This is a genomic window from Monashia sp. HAY1-2A (assembly GCF_056755315.1).
Genome location: NZ_JBNDHY010000024.1, coordinates 21719 through 40467 on the forward strand (window position 1 = coordinate 21719; position 18749 = coordinate 40467).

Here is an 18749-nt window from a genome sequence, read left to right on the forward strand (position 1 = left end):
GCGGTGCGGACGGGTCGGTGGACGCCGCGCGCGACGAGCGGTGGGCCGGACCGTCGGGGAGCCCCTCGGACGGTCACCCGGACGGGCATCCGGACAGGCGTCCGGCCGGCCTGGGAGCCGGTGGCGACAGCTTCACCGTCGCCGTGCCGACCGACGGCTCGGGGCCCGATGCCTCGGCGCCCACCGAGCCCGGCCACCTGTCGGCAGGGCCCGCGGTGCCCGACGACGACGTGGCGGTGGCCCGCCTCGACGAGGCGCCCGAACGCACGGTGCCGGCGGCGAGCTACCTGTCGCCCGACGAGCTGCGCTGGGCGGGCGACCGGATCGCGGCCATCTCGGCCGCGTTCGCGTCGCGCGTCGTCGGGCAGGTGCGGCTGCAGGAGACCCTTCTCATCGCCCTGCTGACCGGTGGGCACGTCCTCCTCGAGAGCGTGCCCGGCCTGGCCAAGACGACCGCCGCCCAGACCATCGCCCAGGCCGTCGGTGGCCGTTTCCACCGCATCCAGTGCACGCCGGACCTGTTGCCGAGCGACATCGTCGGCACCCAGGTCTACAACCAGCACTCGGGCGCCTTCGAGACCCAGCTCGGCCCGGTCCATGCCAACTTCGTCCTCCTCGACGAGATCAACCGCAGCAGCGCCAAGACCCAGTCGGCCATGCTCGAGGCGATGCAGGAGCGGCAGACCTCGATCGGGGACCGGAGCTACGCCCTGCCCGACCCGTTCCTCGTCCTGGCGACGCAGAACCCCATCGAGCAGGAGGGCACCTACCCCCTGCCCGAGGCGCAGCTCGACCGGTTCATGCTCAAGGACGTCCTCGACTACCCGTCCCCGGCCGAGGAGGCCGAGGTGCTGCGGCGCATCGACTCCGGCGTCTACGCCCGGCCCGGCTCGCCCGTCGTGTCGCCCGATGACGTCAAGCAGCTGCAGGCCCTGGTCTCCCGCGTCTACATCGACCCGGCGATCGTCAACTACGTCGTCGGCATCTCCTACGTCACGCGCCACCCGCGCGACTACATCGAGCCGCGCCTTGCCGGCTACGTCGACTTCGGGGCGAGCCCGCGGGCGAGCATCGCCTTCACCGCCGCCGCCCGGGCGCGGGCCCTCATCGACGGCCGCAACCACGTCGTGCCCGACGACGTCAAGGCGCTGACGCACCGCGTCCTGCGCCACCGCGTCACGCTCGGCTTCGAGGCCGCCGCCGCCGAGGTGCCGGTCGAGCGCGTCATCGACGCCATGGTGGGCGGGATCCGCACACCCTGACCGGGGCGGGAGCCACGATGCCGACGACGCTGCTGACCCGGGTCAAGAGCAAGCTCTTCGTCCACGCCCGACGCCGGTCGCGCAGCCTGCTCGAGGGCGAGTACGCGTCGATCTTCCACGCCCGCAGCCTCGACTACGACGACCTGCGCGCCTACGTGCCGGGCGACGAGGTACGCGACATCGACTGGAAGGCCACGGCCCGCCACCAGGCCCCCCTCGTCAAGCGCTACGTCGCGACGCGCAAGCAGAACGTCCTGCTCGTCGTCGACACCGGCCGCGGCATGGCGGCCACGACCCGCAGCGGCGAGGCGAAGAAGGACGTCGCGATCGCCGCGGCCGGTCTCGTCGGCTACCTCGCGCAACGGCACGGTGACCTGGTCGGGCTCGTGCGCGGCACGGCGTCCTCGACGGTCGCCCACGAGCTGGGCGGCAGCGAGGCGCACCTCGAGCTGCTCCTGCGCGCCGTCGAGGCCGCGACCCGCCTCGACGGCGACGGCAGCAACCTCGCGACGCAGCTGCGCTGGGTCGTGCGCAACGTCCGACGCCGGCTCGTCCTGCTCGTCGTGGCCGACGACCGCGACCTCGACCCTGCCCTTGACGACCTGCTACGGCGGTTGCACGTCCAGCACGAGATCCTCTGGCTCACCGTCGAGGACGCCGACCCGACCGTCGTGGCCGGCGACCGGACCACCTACGACGTCGCCGACACGTACACCCTGCCGACGCTGGTGCGGCTCGACCCGGGGGTCCGGGCGGCGTACGCGCGCACCGTGCAGGAGCGGGTGCAGCGCACGGCCAGTCTCCTCGACCGCCGTGGCATCAACCACGCCCGCCTCGGGTCGAGCGACGAGGTCGTCCCCACGGTGTTCGCCCTCCTGGAGAGGCAGCGCCGTGCACGTCGCTGACGCACCCCCGCCGGGCTTCTACGCGCCTGACCCGTACGCCCCGAGGTGGGTCTGGCTGGGGCTCGCGGCCCTCGCCCTCGTCGCCCTCTGGTACGCATGGGTGCTCTGGTCGACGCGGCGACGCCGGGTCGTCGTGCCACCGCGGGTCACCCCGGACCGCCTGACCAGGCTCCGCGCGGACTACATCCGCCAGATCGACCTCGTCCTGCGCCGCGCCGCCGCCGGCGAGATCACCCAACGACGCGCGCACCAGCAGCTGAGCATCCTCGTGCGCCACTTCGTGCAGGAGGTCTCCGGCGTCCACGCCCCGACGATGACCCTGACCGAGCTGACGGCGTCGGGGGAGCGGTTCTCGCCGGTGTCACAGGTCGTCAGCCGCCTCTACCCGGGCGAGTTCGGTCCCCACGAGACCCAGACGCTCGTCGGGGCGGGCGAGGTGGCCAGGCAGGTGGTGGCGCGGTGGGCGTGACCTCGCTCGACCTCAAGTGGCCCGCGGTCCTGACCCTCGGCCTGCTCGTCGCCGCGGTGGGGGCGACGGCGGTCTACCGGCTGATCGGGCGCCGGGCCCGGGGGGCGAGCGCTCCGGTGGCCAACTCCCAGGCCCTCACCGCGCTGCCGGAGTTCCGCCGGGCCCTGCGCGTGCACCGCGTGCGCATGGGCGTGCTGACCGGCAGCGCCGCCCTCCTCGCGTGCGCGGCGCTCCTCGGCGCCGCGCGCCCCCTCGACACGACGGTCGAGAAGCCACAGACGCGCTCACGCGACATCCTGCTCTGCCTCGACATCTCCGGGTCCATGGCGGCCTACGACGCCGAGCTCGTCGCCACGTTCAAGACGCTCGTGCGCAGCTTCGAGGGCGAGCGCATCGGCCTGGTCATCTTCAACTCCTCCGCCGCCACGGTCTTCCCCCTCACCGACGACTACGACTTCATCAACGACGAGCTCGACACCGCCTCCGACGCGCTCGGTGGCGACCCCGACCAGGAGTCGTTCTTCGCGGGGACCTTCAACGGACGCGGCACCTCGCTCATCGGCGACGGCCTGGCGACGTGCGTGTCGAGCTTCGACCGGGTCGACCTCCGGCGCGCTCGGTCGGTCGTCTTCGCCACCGACAACCACGTCGCGGGCCGGCCCATCATCGACCTGCCGGAGGCCGGCGAGCTGGCCAAGGCCAAGGGCGTGCGGGTCTACGGCCTCAACCCCGAGGAGGACGGACCCGACGACGAGGCGGAGCAGATGCGCGAGGTCGTCACGGGCACGGCCGGCCAGTACTACACGATGGGCGACCCCTCGGCGGTCAGGGGCATCGTCGATGCCGTCCAGGCGCAGGAGGCGACGATCATCGACTCCGCCGCGCGGGCCCTCTACTCCGACAACCCGACGCTGCCGATCACCCTCGCGGGCGTCGGTCTCGTGGGCCTCGTCGGCGCGAGCCGGAGGTGGGTGACGTGACCCTGCTGCCCGTCCTGCCCTGGCCCGTCCTTCTCGTCCTCGCCGTGGCGGGCCTGGCAGCCGTGTGGTGGAACCCGTCGTCGCGGTCGATGCCGGGGGAGTCCCGCGCCACGCACTGGCGCCTGACCGCGGCCGTCGTCCTGCTGGGGCTGGCCGCGCTCCGCCCGGGCGTGCCGGGCGACCGCGTCGACACGACGGCCGCCAACCTCAACGTGTACTTCGTCGTCGACACGACGAGCAGCATCATCGCCGAGGACTACGGTGACGGGCGTCCGCGCATCGAGGGCGTCGCGAGCGACATCGCGGACATCGCCGAGCGGCTCCCGGGTGCGCGGTACAGCGTCGTCACCTTCGACCAGGCCGCCCGCGTCAGACTGCCGCTGACGACCGACACGAACGCCCTCGACGCCGCGCTGCAGACCCTCCTGCCCGAACCGTCCGAGTACTCGCACGGGTCGTCGGTGACCGAGGCGAACGACCGCCTCGGCACCCTGCTCGAGCAGGCGCAGAAGCGCACCCCCGAGCGGGGCCGCATCGTCTACTACCTCGGTGACGGCGAGCAGACGGCCCCCGAACCTCCCGCCCCGTTCACGATCGACCACTCCCTCGTCAACGGCGGGGCGGTGCTCGGGTACGGCACGACCGAGGGTGGCCGGATGAAGTCCACGCGCTCGCGCTTCGACTCGTCCGCCTCCTACATCAAGGACCCCTCCACGGGCGAGGACGCGCGCTCGGTCATCTCCGAGCCGGAGCTGCGCCAGATCGCCGCCCAGCTCGGCGTGCCGTACGTGCACCGGGAGGCGGGAGACCCGGTCGACGCCGCGATGGCCGACGTCGACCTCGACGCGTTCGGCACGAGCGAGCAGCTCGAGAGGCAGCAGGTCGCGGCCCGGCACGAGCTCTACTGGCTGCCGCTGCTCGGGCTCGCCGGGATCGCGGTCTGGGACGTCGGGACCGGTGCCGCCGCTCTTGCCCAGACCCGTCGTCGCAGGGAGGTGGGGTCATGACCTCGCTCGTCGACCGCCCGCCAGCGACAGCCGAGCCCCCGCCCCGGTCCCGGCAGGTGCTCGCCGTCCTGCGCTCGCGACTGTCCGCGCTGGGCCGGGGCGCCGCAGGTGGGTCGGCCGCGACCCACCGGGTGCCGCGACCGCCACACCTGCGTCGCCGGCGGCGCCGGCTCGTCCTCGCGTCGCTGCCCGTGGCGGTCCTGCTCGTGCTCGTCGCCGTGCGCCTGCTCACCCTCAACCTCGTCCACGACCGCACGCTCGCCTCGTACACCAGCGGTGACCCCGACGGCGCGATGACGTGGGCGCAGCGGCAGGGCTGGGTCAACGTCGTCGAGCAGTTCCGGGCGCCCTTCGCCGTGGGCGATGCCCACGTGCTCTCGGGCCACTACGAGCTGGCTCGCCCGTGGTTCGAGCAGGCCTTCGAGCTCGTCCCCAAGGGCGGCATCGACGACTGCAAGGTGCGCGTCAACCTCGGACTGACCTACGAGGCCCTCGGGGACGCCGCCAAGGCACGCGAACGGCCCGACGAGTGGAAGCAGTTCTACGACAAGGGGATCCGCATCACGAAGGACCGCCCGCCGTTGTGCGACGCGCCGGAGGGCGGTCGGACCGGTGACCAGCTCGAGCAGGCCCAGCAGCGGATGGAGCAGAAGAACGCCGACGCCCCGCCGGACCAGGGGCAGGGCGACCAGCAGCCGCCGCAGCCGGGACCGGCGCCTCAGCCCACGCCCACCCCGGACCCGGGTCGGACCCCGAGCCAGGAGGAGCAGGACTACCTCCAGGAGCAGCAGCGCAAGAACACCATCGAGCGCAACCAGCAGCAGGGCGACGACGACCGCGTGCTGCCCGGGGACTCGGGACAGACCTACCCCAAGCCGTGGTGACGCGGGCGGGTCGAGCTCGGCTCGAGGCTAGGCCTCTGCAGGAGTCGGCGACGGCCCGGCGACGACGGTGACGCGGTACTCGTGCACCGGCACCGCCTTCTTGCCGCACGACTCGGGTCGAGCCCGGCCCGCCGACGTGCGCTCGACGCGGACCCGCCACGCGCGTCCGTCGAGGTGGGTGACCGGGACGATCCAGGCATCCGGGGTCGCCGCGACGTCCGTGCCGGGCTGCGGGACCCGGGTCCCCGCCTGCTCCGCGGGTGTGTCCGTGGACCTCTGCGTCGGCCTCTCCCCAGCCCCCTCCGTCGGCCCCTGCGCCGCCCCGTCGGTCGCCGTCGGGGCGGTCGCTGGGGTCGCCGTGCCGGTCCGCGGCTCCGGCACCCCGGCCCAGAGCGCCGGCAGGTGCGTCTCGCCGAACAGGCTGCGGACGTGCGACTCGGCGCACTGCGCGGCCGGTTCGAGGGCGGACCGGCCGCGGTCGTGCAGCGGTCCGAGCAGCTCCGCCGGCGTGTGGCCCGAGGCGCTCGCACCGAGCACCCACTCGGCCGCGGGGTCGTCGAGCCGGGCGTAGGTCTGGCCCCACGGCAGGAGCACCGCCGTCGGGGCGAAGCGGTGACCGCCGGTGTGCGACACCTCCCACACGCGACCGGGCGCGACCCGGGCGGCGTGGACCGCGAGCGGTCGCCCACGCACCGCGCAGCAGACGTCGCGTCGGCCGTTGGTGCACACGAGGAGGCTGGGCTCGGCCGGCTCCGCGCCGGGCAGGGAGGCGCGCACGAGCGCCTCGCTGCCACGGGCCAGGGCTCCCCAGTCGAGGCCGAGCAGGTCACCGATGCTGGTGACCTGGGCCCGCAGCAGCCAGGCGTCGGCCGGCTGCTCGCCGGCGTGGGCGAGCAGGACCGTTCGGGGTTCGTCCGTCGCCGGGTGGCCGCCCGGCTTGCGCACGAGCATGAACCGCCCACCGGCCTGGGCGGTGCGGGCGTCGAGCTCAGCGCCGAGGTCGTGGTCCAGATGCGACTCGCGCGCGGCGTCGCGGCCCCAGGGGCCGGGCTGCTCGACGACGACGAAGAACCGGGCGCGGGCGGCGGTGCCGAACGCGCTCGTGCCGTCGTGGTCGAACAGGACCGAGCACGCGTCGCTCGCCGGCTCGCCGTGACCGGTCGTGGCGGGATGCGTGTCGTGGCCGGCGTCGGCCGTCCCGTCGTCGGGTGTCGTGGCGTCCGTGGGAGGTGGGGTCATGATGCGGCACCCTCCGTCGGGGGAGCGGCGACCCTGGCGATCACTGAGCTGGTCGGCATCCCGGAGCCGTCGCGCCGGCCCTCGGCCGGCGGCAGGTCGATGGCGACGCCGTTGGCGGCCGCCGCGCGGGCCGGGGTGTTGCCGGCGAAGGCGAGCACGAGCGTGTCCTCTCCCTTGAGGAAGCGGTGGCAGCGGACGCCGCCGGTGGCCCGGCCCTTGGCCGGGTACTCGGCGTAGGGCGTCACCTTGAGCGACCCGCCCTCGGTGCCGGGCAGGGCGCCCGACGAGCCGGCCGACGTCACGACGACGCCCTCGCGGGTCGGGTCGACGACCCCGAACCAGGCGACGCGCGCACCGGGTGCCAGCTTGATGCCGGCCATCCCGCCCGCCGAGCGGCCTTGCGGCCGAACGGATCTCGCGGCGAAGCGCAGCAGCTGGGCGTCGGTCGTGACGAAGACGAGGTCGAGCTCGTCGCGGTCGGCCACCGCCGCCCCCACGACGGTGTCGCCGTCCTTGAGGGCGATGACGTCCCACTCGTTGCTCTTCGGGGCGTCGGGCGTGACGCGCTTGACGACGCCGCTCGCGGTGCCGAGCGCGACGACGGGTGCCTCGGCGCCGACCGGCACGATCGTCACCGGCTGCTCGCCCCCGGCCAGGTCGACGTAGGCCGCGAGGGGCGCGCCGCCGGACAGGCTGGGGGCGCCGTTGGTGGGCGGCAGCGTCGGCAGGTCGAGCGCGGACAGGCGGACCACTCGTCCGGCGGAGGTGACCAGACCGAACTCGCCGCGGGCCGTGGTGCGCACCGCACCGACGACGACGTCGTGCTTGGAGCGCGACCCCTCGGCGGTCACCGGCTCGTCGGAGCCGGTCCGGGCCAGCAGGCCCGTCGAGGACAGGAGCACCCAGCACGGGTCGTCGGCGATCTCGAGGGGCGAGGCGGCGGCCGCGGTGGCGCTCTGTCCGGAGCTCTCGAGCAGCACGGTGCGCCGCGGGGTGCCGTGCGACCTGGCGACGTCGGCGAGCTCGGTCGAGACGAGCTTCAGGAGGAGCTTCTCGTTCTCGAGGACGGCGCGGAGCTCCTCGATGGTCCGCTCGAGCGTCTCCTTCTCCTTCTCCAGCTCGATCCGCGAGAACTTCGTCAGGCGGCGCAGCTGCAGCTCGAGGATGTAGTTGGCCTGCAGCTCGGACAGCTCGAAGACGCCCATGAGCCGTTCGCGGGCGGTGCCGGCGTCGTCCGAGGAGCGGATCAGCTGGATCACCTCGTCGATGTCGAGGATCGCGATGAGCAGGCCGTCGACGAGGTGCAGCCGGTCCTCGGCCCTGCGCCTGCGGAAGGAGGTGCGCCGGCGGACGACGTCGGTGCGGAAGTCGACGTAGACCTTGAGCAGCTCCTTGAGCCCCATGGTGCGGGGCTGGCCGTCGACGAGCGCGACGTTGTTGATGCCGAAGTTCTCCTCCATCGGCGTCAGCCGGTACAGCTGCTCGAGCACGGCGTCGGGGTTGAACCCGTTCTTGACCTCGATGACGAGGCGCAGGCCGTGGGTGCGGTCCGAGAGGTCCTTGAGGTCGGAGATGCCCTGCAGCTTCTTGGACTGCACGAGGTCCTTGACCTTGTCGATGACCTTCTCCGGCCCGACGAGGTAGGGCAGCTCGGTGACGACGATGCCCTTGCGCCGCGGCGTGATCGACTCGACGCGGGCGGTGGCGCGGGTGCGGAAGCTGCCACGGCCGGTGAGGTAGGCGTCGCGGATGCCCTCGAGGCCGACGATCCTGCCGCCGCAGGGCAGGTCCGGGCCGGGCACGAACTTCATCAGCTCGTCGAGCGAGCAGGTCGGGTTGGCGATGAGGTGCCGGGCCGCCCCGATGACCTCGACGAGGTTGTGCGGCGGCATGTTCGTCGCCATGCCGACGGCGATGCCGGACGCCCCGTTGACGAGCAGGTTGGGGAACGCGGCGGGCAGGACGCCGGGCTGCAGCTGGGTGTCGTCGTAGTTCGGGACGAAGTCGACGGTGTCCTCGTCGAGGCCCGAGACCATGAGCAGGGCGGCGTCGGCCATCCGCGCCTCGGTGTACCGGGCGGCTGCGGGGCCGTCGTCGAGCGAGCCGAAGTTCCCGTGGCCGTCGATGAGCGGCAGGCGCAGCGTGAAGGGCTGGGCCATGCGCACGAGGGCGTCGTAGATCGCCTGGTCGCCGTGCGGGTGGTACTTGCCCATGACCTCGCCGACGACGCGCTGGCTCTTGACGTGCCCGCGGTCGGGGCGCAGGCCGAGCTCGTTGGCGCCGTAGAGGATCCGTCGCTGCACCGGCTTGAGGCCGTCACGCGCGTCGGGCAGGGCACGGGAGTAGATGACGCTGTAGGAGTACTCGAGGAAGGCGTTCTGCATCTCCTCCTCGACGTCGATCCCGACGATCTTCTCCTCGAAGTCCTCGGGGGGAGGCGTGGTGGTCGTGCGTCGGGCCATGCCGGGTGCTGCTCCTTGCCGCTAGCGGGTGAACACCCCATCTTCGCGCAGGCCGCTCACGACGGCTCACCTGCCACGCCGAAACGGCCCCAGTGGGCGACCTCCGCACCGGTGCGCCGGTGCCGTCGCAGGCTCGGGCTCTTCGGCCCCGGGACGGCGTACCCGAGGGAGACGACCCCGACGATGCGGCGTCCGTCGGGGATGCTGAGGGCCTGCCTGACCGCGGGGTGCCGCGCCGGTGGGACGCCGAAGAAGAGGCTGCCGAGACCCTCGTCCGTGGCCGTGAGCAGCATGAGCAGGGCCGCCATGCCCGTGTCGACGTCCCAGTAGGGCACCGGCCAGCGGGCCTCGTCACGGTCGGTCCAGCCCTTGTCGGGAGCGGCGTACCGGTCGAGGTAGGCGTCCTTGTCCGACAGGCACAGCACGAGGACGGGTGCGGCCTTGACGCCGGCGAGCCACGGGTCGTCGGTGGCCGTGGACCCCGGCTCGGCCGTGGCCGTCCAGAAGGGCGCGCGCTCGGCGTCCGTCGACAGCACGAGGAAGTCCCAGCCCTGGCTGAAACCGGCGCTCGGGGCCCGTACCGCGTTGTCGAGGCACCGCTGCACGACCTCCCGCGGGACGGCGCGGTCGGGGTCGTAGCGGCGGCACATGCGACGGGCGCGGACGACGTCGGTGAACTCCATGTGGCCACCTTCGCACCGGGGGTGCGCCGCCGACGCGACGTGACACGATGGGCCCCATGGTTTCGGGAGCGGACCACGAGGCCGGCGCCGACGCGTCCGGTCCCGCGACGGCAGCCGGCGGGGGCGCCGACGAGTCGCCGACGGGCCCCGTCGAGTGGGAGGCCGACGTCGTGCTGCGCGACGGCACCGTGGCCCACGTGCGCCCCATCGGGCCCGGCGACGCCGACGGCATCCGCACCTTCCACGCGCGGCAGTCAGCGGAGTCGATCTACCTGCGCTTCTTCGCGCCGCTGCGCCAGCTGAGCGACCGCGACGTGTACCGCTTCACCCACGTCGACCACCACGACCGCGTCGCCCTCGTGGCCACGCTCGACGACGAGATCATCGGCATCGGCCGGTACGACCGCATCGACGACCAGAGCGCCGAGGTCGCCTTCAACATCTCCGACCACTTCCAGGGCAAGGGCATCGGCTCGGTCATGCTCGAGCACCTCGCCGCCATCGCCCAGGAGCTCGGCATCACCCGGTTCACCGCAGAGGTGCTGCCGCAGAACCGCAAGATGCTCCAGGTGTTCCGCGAGGCCGGCTACGAGGTGTCGCACCACGTCGAGGACGGCGTCGTCGAGGTGTCCTTCGACATCCTGCCGACCGAGCAGAGCAAGGCCGTGCAGCTGGCCCGTGAGCACCGTGCCGAGGCGCGCAGCATGAGCACGATCCTGTTCCCGAGGCGCGTCGCGATCATCGGGGCGAGCCGCCGCGAGGAGTCGATCGGTGCCCTCGTGCTGCGCAACATCCTGGCCGCCGGGTTCGCGGGCGAGATCTACCCGATCCACCGCGTCGCCGACACCGTCCAGGGGCTGCCGGCCTACCCGACGATCGCCGACGTGCCCGAGCAGGTCGACCTCGCCGTCGTCGTCGTCCCGGCCGAGCAGGCCGTCGGCGTCGTCAAGGAGTGCGGCAAGGCCGGCGTCCGGGCCCTGCTCGTCATGTCCTCCGGCTTCGCCGACGCGGGGGAGGAGGGCGCCAGGCTGCAGGACCGGCTGCGGCGACGCGTCCGGCGGGCCGGCATGCGCCTCGTCGGGCCGAACAGCTTCGGCCTCGTCAACAACGACCCCGAGGTGAGGCTGAACGCGACGCTCGCCCCCGTCATCCCCGAGCGAGGGAGGCTCGGCCTCTTCGCCCAGAGCGGTGCCCTCGGCGTCGCCGTCCTCGCCTCGGCGGCCCGGCGCGGCCTCGGCATCTCGGTGTTCGCCTCGGCCGGCAACCGCGTCGACGTCTCGGGCAACGACCTCCTGCAGTACTGGATCGACGACCAGTCCACCGACACCGTGGGCCTGTACCTGGAGTCGATGGGCAACCCCCGCAAGTTCTCCCGCATCGCCCGCCAGCTGGCCCAGGTCAAGCCGGTCGTCGTCGTGTCCTCGGGCGTGTCGAGCTACGCGGCGCCCCCGGGGCACCGCACGCGCGTCACGAACGCGCCGCCGCAGGCCTTCGACGCCCTGCTGCGCCAGGCGGGCGTCATCCGGGTGGAGAACGTCCACCAGCTCTTCGACGTCGCCCAGCTGACCCTGCACCAGCCGCTGCCCCGGGGGGAGCGCGTCGCCATCGTCGGCAACTCCGACGCCCTCGGTGCGCTCAGCGCATCGGCCTGCCTCAGCTGGGGGCTGCGGGTGACGCACGGCCCGGTGTCGCTGATGCCGCAGGCGTCCGCGGAGGAGTTCGCCGCGGCACTCGACGCGGCCTTCGCCGACGACGAGGTCGACAGCGTCGTGGCCGCCTTCATCCCTCCCCTCGTCACCCAGGACGAGGAGGTGCTCACGGCGGTGCGGTCCATCGCTGCCAGCCACGAGAAGCCGTGTGTCGCAACGTTCCTCGGCATGCGTGGTGTCGGTGACGGACTCTCCTACGAGCAGGACGGGCAGCGCCGCTCGGTCCCCGTGTACTCGATGCCGGAGGACGGCATCCGGGCGCTCAACGCCGTGACCCGGTACGCCCTGTGGCGCTCGCGCGACCGCGGCAGCCCGGTCGCCCCTGTCGGCATCGACCGGCTGCGCGCGGAGCGGGTCATCGACACGGTGCTCGCCGGGTCGCCCGACGGCCGGGCCCTGACCCGCGACGAGGCTCGAGACCTCCTCGGTTCGTACGGCATCCGCCTCTGGCCTGCCGTCGAGGTGACGACCGCGGACTCCGCGGTGGCCGCCGCCGACGAGCTGACCTACCCGGTCATCCTCAAGTCCACGTCGCCCGTCGTGCGCCACCAGCCCGGACTCGTCGGCGTCCGTGGTGACCTCGTCGACGCCGAGGCGGTGCGCGAGGCCCACGCGTCCCTCACCGGGCGGCTCGGGCCGCTGGGCGCCGACCGGTTCGTCGTGCAGCGGATGGCGGTGCCCGGCGTCTCGTGCGTCCTGCGGGCGAGCGAGGACCCGCTCTTCGGCCCGGTCGTCTCCTTCTCCGTCGCCGGGCCGCCGACCGAGCTGCTCGGCGACGTCGCCCACCGCATCCCACCGCTGACCGACGTCGACGTCACCGACCTCATCGACGGGGTCAAGGCGGCGCCCCTGCTCAACGGCCACCGGGGCGCGGCGCCGGTGCACCGGGCGGCACTGGCCGACCTCGTCGCGCGGCTCTCGGTCCTCGCCGACGACCATCCCGAGCTCGCGTCGGTCGAGCTCAACCCGGTCAACGCGTGGACCGGCGGTGTCGACGTGCTCGGGGCCGAGGTCGTCGTGCGGCACGCCCTCGTGCGCAAGGACCCGGGCCGCCGGCGGATGACCTGACCGGTGCGGCCCACCGCGAGTGCAAGGATGACCCCATGCGACGCATGACCCAGGACGCCCACCGGGCCCTTCCCGACGAGCTCACCGCGGACATCACCCGCGCGGGCTACTACCCGGACCTCGTGTGCGACGTCGTCGAGTCCGCCGTCGCCGACGACGAGGTCGTCAGCCACCTCGTCCACCAGGAGACGACGTTCGACCACGAGACGGTCCGGCGACACGTCACCGTCCTCGTCGTCACGCCGCAGCGCCTCGTCATCGCGCACGCCGACGACCACGCCGAGCCCGACGACAAGCTCATGGCGACCGCGACGACCGAGACCGTGCCGCTCGCGGCCGTCCGGGGCGTCATGCTGACCCACGTCGTGTCCGAGCCGGCCAGCTTCAGTCCGGGCAGCCACGGCCGCGACCTGACGCTCACGCTCGGCTGGGGCGCGGTGAGCCGCCTCGACATGATCCCCGCACAGTGCGGCGACCCGGACTGCACGGCCGACCACGGGTTCGAGGGCACCATCGCCTCCGACGACATCTCGCTGCGCATCAGCTCGGCCGCGGACGGCGAGGCCGCCGTGGGCAAGGCGATGCGGTTCGCGCGGGTCCTGTCGGCGAGCATCGGCGGCGGCTCGGCGCTCTGAGGTGACGACGCCCCCACGCGAGGCCGCCCCGGCGCTCGACTGGTCCGGACCGACCCTCGCGTCGGTCCTGCCGTCGGTGGCGGCGAGCCTCGGCGTCCCCGCCTTCGCCGGACGTGACGTCCTCGACCTGCCTGAGGCGGCGCGCAGCGTCGTCGTGCTCGTCGACGGGCTCGGTCACGACCTGTTGCGCCAGCGCAGCGGGCACGCGCCGTTCCTGCGCTCGCGCTTCGAGGCGATGCGGCGCGTGCCCTGCGGCTTCCCGACGACCACGGCGACCTCGATGGGGTCGTTCGGCACCGGCCTGCCGCCCGGCGCCCACGGCCTCGTCGGCATGCAGGTGCTCGACCCCGAGACCGACCGGGTCCTCAACGAGCTGTCCTGGGAGAACGGACCCGACCCGCGCGCCTGGCAGCCGAACCGCACCGTCTTCGAGCAGGTCGAGTCCGAGGGCGTTCGCGTGACGATGGTCGGTCCGCACTACTTCGACGGCTCGGGACTGACCACGGCGGCCCTGCGCGGCGGGGGCTTCCGCGCCGCGCACGCCCTCGAGGCCCGCGTCGACGCCGCACTGGCCGCGGTGCGGGCCGCGCCGCGGTCGCTCGTCTACCTGTACTGGGGCGAGGTCGACAAGGTGGGGCACGTCCACGGCTGCCAGTCCTGGCAGTGGGGCGACGAGGTGGAGGCGGTGGACGCCGCCCTGCGCCGTCTCGCCGCGAGCGTGCCGGCCGACACCTCGGTCGTGGTCACGGCCGACCACGGCATGGTCGACGTTCCCTTCGAGGCCCGCGTCGACCTCGTCGACGAACCGGCCCTCATGACCGGCGTGCGCCACCTCGGCGGCGAGCCGCGCAACCTCCAGCTCTACACGCAGGTCGGAGCGGAGGCCGACGTCGCCGCCACCTGGGAGTCACGGTTCGCCGGACGCGCCCGCGTCCTGACCCGCGAGCAGGCCGTCGACGAGGGCTGGTTCGGCGTGGTGAGCCCGCACGTCGCGCCACGGATCGGCGACCTGCTCGTCGTGACGGGCGACGGTCTGGCCGTCGTCCACTCCGGCGTCATGCGCCCCGAGGTCGTGCGCCTGCTCGGCCTGCACGGGTCGACGAGCGAGGCGGAACTCGCCGTGCCGGTGGTCGTGGTCCCGCCCCGCCTCGGGTCCTAGGGTGGTGGCCCGTGGCTGAGCTCGTCTTCTTCTCCGGAACCATGGACTGCGGCAAGTCGACGCTCGCCCTGCAGATGGACCACAACCACGGCGCGCGCGGTCGCGTCGGCCTCATCTTCACGAAGATGGACCGCGCCGGGACCAACGTGCTGTCCTCCCGGCTCGGCCTGTCGACCGGGGCCCTCGAGGTCGAGGACAGCCTCGACTTCTGGGAGACCGTCGTCGACCGCGCCACCGCCGGCCACCGCATCGACTACCTCGTCTGCGACGAGGCCCAGTTCTACACCGGCGAGCAGGTCGAGCAGCTGGCCCGCATCGTCGACGAGATGGACGTCGACGTCTTCGCCTTCGGCATCACCGCCGACTTCCGCACCGAGCTGTTTCCCGGCAGCAAGCGCCTCATCGAGCTCGCCGACCGGGTCCAGGTGCTCCAGGTGGAGGCCCTGTGCTGGTGCGGTCGCCGCGCGACGACGAACGCCCGCGTCCTCGACGGGGTCATGGTCGTCGAGGGCGAGCAGGTCGTCGTCGGGGACACGAAGCCGGCGGCAGGCGTCGTCGAGTACGAGGTGCTGTGCCGCCGCCACTACATGCGACGGATGACCTCGCACGCGGCTCGGGCCGCCGCGGTCTCGCCCGAGGTGCTGCCCTTCGACCTCGACGTGTGCCCGGTGCCGCCGTTGCCGATCACGCAGGCCGACTGAGGGGGACGAACCGATCCGGCCGGGGCAGGCGGGCCGGTCGTGGCCGGCCGCGGGTGTCGGTCCTCAGTCGCCGCGACGGCCGAACATGATGTCGTCCCAGCTGGGGACGCTCGGGCGTCCGGACTTGCGCGCGGTGGACGGGCGCCGCGCCGGAGCCGGACGAGGGTCGCCCGACGTGGCCCGCTCCTCGATGAGCTCGCCCGTCTCCTCCTGCCCGGCGTCGGCTCCGAGGGGCTGGCCGGTGTCGGCCACCGCCCGGACGCCCTCCGCCGCCTCGGCCGCGTGGGCGGGAGGGTCGGTGTCGTCGACCTCGCCCGGCTCGCCGGTGTCGTCGGTGTCGCCGGTGTCGTCGGTGTCGTGGGTGTCGTGGGTGCGGAGGGTGTCGTCGACCTCACCCGCGCCAACCGACGCCCCGGCGACGCCACGGTCGTCCCCTCCGTCCACCTCGGCCGCCTGCTCGACGGCGCCCTGCTCGGCTGCGGCCAGCTCGGCGTCGGTGCTCGGGTCGCTGGTGGGGTCGGTCTGACGCACCGGCTGGGTGCGCTCGGCCCGACGGACCTTGCGGGCGGCCGCCTCCGCACCGATCCGCTCCTGGGCCGACCCGTGCTTCTCGACGTCGGGGTCGTCCTCGGGGTGGGTGTGCGCCGCGGGCGGCAGCTCCTCGCGGGGGTCGCGTGCCAGCTCCTCGAGCGGCAGCGCCTCCTCCGGCGCGTCCTCGAGCCCGGGCACCTCGGTGGCGCGTGGCCGGCGGCGTCCGCGGCGCTGCGCGCTGCGCTCGCGCATCGCCGCCATGAGGTCGACGGTCTCGCCCTCGCGGCGCCGGGCGCTCGCGGAGGCGCCGGTCGCGCGTCGGGCGTCACCGCTGTCGCGGGGTTCGCCGACGCCTCCCTCGGCCTCGACGTCGTAGACGCGGCTCGGGCGGCTCGACACCGACAGGTGCGGGGAGGGGATGGGGCCGCGAGCGCGAGGCCGCCTGGCACTACGACCCGCTGTCGCGCACGGTCGCGGCCCCCGGCGCTGAAGCGCAGCAGGGCAGTCCACGTTCCCGCCTCGGTACGGCGGGAGTCCCACCGGACCGTGCCGAGGTCGATCTCGCGCGACCGGAGGCGCTCGGACACCCGGGCCTCGAGCGTCGGGGACCCGCCGTGCGACGCGCCCCGGGCGCGGAGCCGTGCGACCCGCGCCAGCCCGGCGACGTGCTCTCGCTCGGCGAGGATGGGACCCTCGTACCGGTGCACCTTCTCGACCGGCCAGCCGGCCCGGTCCGCGACGTCCTCGGCGGACATGCCGGCCCGGATCAGCGCCTGGACGTCCCGGGGGCGCAGGCCCCCCGCGACCTGGATCTGCAGCTGCCCGAGCCGGGGCCGGTCGCGACGCGCGGCCGCCCGGAGCGGCTCGTCGAGCGGGAGGGCGAACCGGTTGCCGTCGTCGTCGGTCAGCAGCAGGTGCGTGCCGTCCTCGTGGACGCCGACGAGCCGGAGGTGCTGCATGGAAGGGTCCTTCGGTGGGTGGGGTCGGACGGGTCGGTGGGCTGGATGTGCGTCGAGCATGCCACCGGGCGGGCGGGCACGAAAGCGCCCACGCCGCGCAGGTACCGTTTGCTGTGGCATGCCCACCTCGTACGCCTCCGCCCAGCTCGCCCTCGACATCGTCGGCGTGTTCGTCTTCGCGCTCTCCGGCGGTCTCGTCGCCGTCAAGAAGGGGCTCGACCTCTTCGGCGTCCTCGTGCTCGCGTGCGCCGCGGCGCTCGGCGGCGGCATCGTGCGCGACCTGCTCATCGGTGACGTCCCGCCGGTGGGCATCAGCGACTGGCGGCTGCTCACGGCCGCGGGTCTCGGCGGGCTCGTCACCTTCCTCTACCACCCGGCCGTCGAGCGCACGTCGCGCTTCGTCCGGGTCCTCGACGCCGCGGGCCTTGCCGTCTTCGCCGTGTCCGGCAGCCTCAAGGCCGTCACGACGCCCGGGGTCGCGCCCGTCGCCGCGGTCCTCGTCGGCATCATCACCGCGGTCGGCGGCGGCGTCGTGCGCGACGTGCTCGCCGGGCAGGTGCCCGAGGTGCTGCGACGCGAGCTCTACGCCGTGCCGGCCATGCTCGGCGCGGTCGTCATCGTCGCCGCCGCCCAGCTCGGTTCGCTGCGGGACTGGCTGCTGTGGACCGCCGTCGGCCTCGTCTTCGCCGTCCGCATGGTCGCCGTCCGCCTCGACCTCAACGCCCCCACCCCCCTGCGGTCCGGTCCCTGACCGGCCACCGGGACCCACGACCACCGGCACCGGCGCCCAGACGCCCGAGCCCCGACCCCGACGAGAGGCCACGGCCACCCCATGACAGCGCAGACCCCCAGCAGCGGCGACCGGCCCGGCACGACGCCGGGTCCAGGGTCGGCTCCAGGGCCCGCTCTCGGGCCGGGTGCACCCGGCCCGAGCGGGTCCTCGCTCGAGCCCTACGACGCGGTGCTCCTGCTGGGCTTCGGCGGCCCCGAGGGCCCCGACGAGGTCATGCCGTTCCTGCGCCGCGTCACCGCCGGCCGGGGCATTCCCGACGAGCGCCTCGCCGAGGTCGGCGAGCACTACCACCTCTTCGGCGGCCGCAGCCCGATCAACGACCAGAACCGTGCCCTCGTCGCCGCGCTGCGCCGCGAGCTCGACGGGCGCGGCCTCGACGCCCCGGTCGTGTGGGGCAACCGCAACAGCGAGCCGTTCGTCGTCGACGCCCTCCGCGACGCCCATGCGGCGGGGCACCGACGCGTCCTCACCCTGACCACGAGCGCCTACTCGTCCTACTCCTCGTGCCGTCAGTACCGCGAGAACCTCGCCGACGCGGCCGCCGAGCTGCGCGAGGACGGCATCGAGCTGAGCATCGACAAGGTGGCCCCGTACGCGCCGCGGCCCGGCTTCGCCGCCGCCAACCTCGAGGAGCTGGTCCGGTCCCTGCGCGCGCTAGACGGGCTGCCCGACCGTGAGCTCGCCCTGCTGTTCGTCACGCACTCGATCCCGGACGCCATGGACGACACGTCCGGACCCGGCGACGGCGAGGGCAACCTCTACCGGCGCCAGCACCTGGCACTCGCCTCGCGGCTGGCCGACGAGGCCGGTCGGGTGCTCGGTCGCGACCTCACCGGTGAGCTCGTCTACTGCTCGCGGTCCGGGCCGCCCACCCAGCCCTGGCTCGAGCCGGACGTCAACGACCGCATCGAGCAGCTGGCGGCCGAGGGGGTGACGACCGTGGTGCTGGCCCCGATCGGCTTCGTCTCGGACCACATGGAGGTCGTCTACGACCTCGACACGGAGGCCAAGCGGACGTGCGACAGTCTCGGCGTCCGTCTCGTCCGGGTGCCCACCGTGGGCGCGGCCGACACCTTCGTGCGCGACCTGGTCGACGCCCTGCTCGAGCGGGCCGCCGAGGCCCGCGGGGAGGCCGTCCCGACCTACGAGGGTCGGATGCCCTCGGTGTGCGCACCCGGCTGCTGCCCGAACCTGCGCGCGGCCCGACCGGCCCTGTGCGGCCGCGACTGAGGAGGACGCATGACCGACACCACCCGCCCCGCCACCCTGTCTCTTATACACATCTGACGCTGCCGACGACGGA

Annotated in this window: 16 protein-coding genes; 12 read left to right on the forward strand and 4 right to left on the reverse strand. The window is 73.8% G+C overall.

From position 1 onward, the window contains the following. The first annotated feature begins 236 nt into the window (after positions 1-236). The 6 genes from ACPYOM_RS05585 to ACPYOM_RS05610 are packed head-to-tail and all read left to right on the forward strand — an operon-like array spanning position 237 to position 5507. Positions 237-1262, forward strand: coding sequence for an AAA family ATPase (locus ACPYOM_RS05585; RefSeq protein ID WP_481345219.1), 1026 nt, complete (start codon positions 237-239; stop codon positions 1260-1262). Between the two features lie 17 nt (positions 1263-1279). Beyond that, the gene (locus ACPYOM_RS05590) at positions 1280-2167 is read left to right on the forward strand and encodes a DUF58 domain-containing protein (protein WP_481345207.1); all 888 of its coding nucleotides are present in this window, start codon (positions 1280-1282) and stop codon (positions 2165-2167) included. Continuing rightward, complete coding sequence (locus ACPYOM_RS05595; RefSeq protein ID WP_481345208.1) at positions 2154-2636, forward strand: hypothetical protein; 483 nt, start codon at positions 2154-2156, stop codon at positions 2634-2636. The genes ACPYOM_RS05590 and ACPYOM_RS05595 overlap by 14 nt, the downstream gene beginning before the upstream one ends. Further along, positions 2627-3616: a VWA domain-containing protein gene (locus ACPYOM_RS05600; RefSeq protein ID WP_481345209.1), complete on the forward strand. Its 990-nt coding sequence runs from the start codon at positions 2627-2629 to the stop codon at positions 3614-3616. Before ACPYOM_RS05595 ends, ACPYOM_RS05600 begins: the two co-directional genes overlap by 10 nt. Beyond that, positions 3613-4623, forward strand: a complete 1011-nt coding sequence (locus tag ACPYOM_RS05605; protein WP_481345211.1) for a vWA domain-containing protein — start codon at positions 3613-3615, stop codon at positions 4621-4623. The genes ACPYOM_RS05600 and ACPYOM_RS05605 overlap by 4 nt, the downstream gene beginning before the upstream one ends. Next, complete coding sequence (locus ACPYOM_RS05610) at positions 4620-5507, forward strand: hypothetical protein (protein WP_481345212.1); 888 nt, start codon at positions 4620-4622, stop codon at positions 5505-5507. The genes ACPYOM_RS05605 and ACPYOM_RS05610 overlap by 4 nt, the downstream gene beginning before the upstream one ends. Before the next feature lie 27 nt (positions 5508-5534). Here ACPYOM_RS05610 and ACPYOM_RS05615 read toward each other — a convergent pair whose 3' ends face one another. The 3 genes from ACPYOM_RS05615 to ACPYOM_RS05625 are packed head-to-tail and all read right to left on the reverse strand — an operon-like array spanning position 5535 to position 9891. Next, on the reverse strand, positions 5535-6746 hold the full coding sequence (locus tag ACPYOM_RS05615) for a sucrase ferredoxin (protein WP_481345213.1): 1212 nt from the start codon (positions 6744-6746) through the stop codon (positions 5535-5537). Beyond that, the gene (locus tag ACPYOM_RS05620; RefSeq protein ID WP_481345214.1) at positions 6743-9208 is read right to left on the reverse strand and encodes a DNA gyrase/topoisomerase IV subunit A; all 2466 of its coding nucleotides are present in this window, start codon (positions 9206-9208) and stop codon (positions 6743-6745) included. The genes ACPYOM_RS05615 and ACPYOM_RS05620 overlap by 4 nt, the downstream gene beginning before the upstream one ends. 56 nt (positions 9209-9264) lie before the next feature. Beyond that, positions 9265-9891, reverse strand: a complete 627-nt coding sequence (locus ACPYOM_RS05625) for a nitroreductase family protein (RefSeq protein WP_481345215.1) — start codon at positions 9889-9891, stop codon at positions 9265-9267. A gap of 56 nt (positions 9892-9947) precedes the next feature. Between ACPYOM_RS05625 and ACPYOM_RS05630 the strand changes: the two genes are divergently transcribed. The 4 genes from ACPYOM_RS05630 to ACPYOM_RS05645 are packed head-to-tail and all read left to right on the forward strand — an operon-like array spanning position 9948 to position 15163. Next, the gene (locus ACPYOM_RS05630) at positions 9948-12668 is read left to right on the forward strand and encodes a bifunctional acetate--CoA ligase family protein/GNAT family N-acetyltransferase (RefSeq protein ID WP_481341009.1); all 2721 of its coding nucleotides are present in this window, start codon (positions 9948-9950) and stop codon (positions 12666-12668) included. A gap of 35 nt (positions 12669-12703) precedes the next feature. Next, positions 12704-13303 (forward strand): DUF5998 family protein, encoded by a 600-nt coding sequence (locus ACPYOM_RS05635; protein ID WP_481341008.1) that lies wholly within the window; start codon positions 12704-12706, stop codon positions 13301-13303. Position 13304: 1 nt separating this feature from the next. Further along, the gene (locus tag ACPYOM_RS05640; RefSeq protein ID WP_481341007.1) at positions 13305-14462 is read left to right on the forward strand and encodes an alkaline phosphatase family protein; all 1158 of its coding nucleotides are present in this window, start codon (positions 13305-13307) and stop codon (positions 14460-14462) included. An 11-nt stretch (positions 14463-14473) separates the two neighbouring features. After that, the gene (locus ACPYOM_RS05645; RefSeq protein WP_481345216.1) at positions 14474-15163 is read left to right on the forward strand and encodes a thymidine kinase; all 690 of its coding nucleotides are present in this window, start codon (positions 14474-14476) and stop codon (positions 15161-15163) included. Here ACPYOM_RS05645 and sepH read toward each other — a convergent pair. Beyond that, positions 15046-16812 carry a septation protein SepH gene (gene sepH, locus ACPYOM_RS05650; RefSeq protein ID WP_481345220.1) on the reverse strand — a complete coding sequence of 589 codons (1767 nt, stop codon included), beginning with the start codon at positions 16810-16812 and terminating at the stop codon, positions 15046-15048. The two genes, ACPYOM_RS05645 and sepH, sit on opposite strands and share 118 nt — an antisense overlap. On the opposite strand from sepH, the gene ACPYOM_RS05655 reads away from it, so the two are divergent. Beyond that, positions 16772-17404, forward strand: coding sequence for a trimeric intracellular cation channel family protein (locus ACPYOM_RS05655; protein ID WP_481342991.1), 633 nt, complete (start codon positions 16772-16774; stop codon positions 17402-17404). The genes sepH and ACPYOM_RS05655 overlap by 41 nt on opposite strands. A gap of 81 nt (positions 17405-17485) precedes the next feature. Beyond that, a complete protein-coding gene (locus ACPYOM_RS05660; protein ID WP_481345217.1) occupies positions 17486-18676 on the forward strand; it encodes a ferrochelatase in 1191 nt (396 codons plus the stop codon). The last annotated feature ends 73 nt before the right edge of the window (positions 18677-18749 follow it).

Bases quoted from the DNA above. Each gene is read 5' to 3' on its own strand.
- ACPYOM_RS05590 (WP_481345207.1), top strand. From the start codon at position 1,280: ATGCCGACGACGCTGCTGACCCGGGTCAAGAGCAAGCTCTTCGTCCAC.
- ACPYOM_RS05630 (WP_481341009.1), top strand. From the start codon at position 9,948: ATGGTTTCGGGAGCGGACCACGAGGCCGGCGCCGACGCGTCCGGTCCC.
- ACPYOM_RS05660 (WP_481345217.1), top strand. From the start codon at position 17,486: ATGACAGCGCAGACCCCCAGCAGCGGCGACCGGCCCGGCACGACGCCG.
- ACPYOM_RS05635 (WP_481341008.1), top strand. From the start codon at position 12,704: ATGCGACGCATGACCCAGGACGCCCACCGGGCCCTTCCCGACGAGCTC.
- sepH (WP_481345220.1), bottom strand. From the start codon at position 16,812: ATGTCGAGGGCGAGCTGGGCGGAGGCGTACGAGGTGGGCATGCCACAG.
- ACPYOM_RS05615 (WP_481345213.1), bottom strand. From the start codon at position 6,746: ATGACCCCACCTCCCACGGACGCCACGACACCCGACGACGGGACGGCC.
- ACPYOM_RS05625 (WP_481345215.1), bottom strand. From the start codon at position 9,891: ATGGAGTTCACCGACGTCGTCCGCGCCCGTCGCATGTGCCGCCGCTAC.
- ACPYOM_RS05620 (WP_481345214.1), bottom strand. From the start codon at position 9,208: ATGGCCCGACGCACGACCACCACGCCTCCCCCCGAGGACTTCGAGGAG.
- ACPYOM_RS05610 (WP_481345212.1), top strand. From the start codon at position 4,620: ATGACCTCGCTCGTCGACCGCCCGCCAGCGACAGCCGAGCCCCCGCCC.
- ACPYOM_RS05655 (WP_481342991.1), top strand. From the start codon at position 16,772: ATGCCCACCTCGTACGCCTCCGCCCAGCTCGCCCTCGACATCGTCGGC.